Source organism: Xenorhabdus entomophaga, assembly GCF_037996725.1.
Taxonomy (GTDB): Bacteria; Pseudomonadota; Gammaproteobacteria; order Enterobacterales; family Enterobacteriaceae; genus Xenorhabdus; species Xenorhabdus khoisanae.
Map to the genome: position 1 here is coordinate 1 of NZ_JBBMXH010000420.1, position 294 is coordinate 294.

Annotated in this window: 1 pseudogene; it reads right to left on the reverse strand. The window is 32.0% G+C overall.

Annotated features, from left to right (window positions below):
* Window positions 1-197: 197 nt before the first annotated feature.
* Window positions 198-294: pseudogene (locus AAC854_RS23465) on the reverse strand (IS982 family transposase); the annotation flags it as partial.

The window sequence follows — 294 nt, forward strand, 5'->3', positions numbered from 1 at the left end:
TATGTGGCAGCTCATCAAAAGAGTTAAGATTTTCTTGAATGCCGCTTCAGCAAATAGTTGGAAAGGAATAGGAAATATGAAATTCTCATAATTATGAAAAGTTATATATCAGCAAAAGACTTTTGTATTTATTGCTCTTTTTTTATTACGATGTATCTCATGATAATAAAATCTAACTTAATCAACCCGAATTCTGCTTAAGCCATCATTGGAACATCTTCTTCTAAGTAGAAAACTTTCAGTGATGGTTTCTTCAATTTAAGGCAGTAAGCAATCAGTCCACCTAAAACGGTC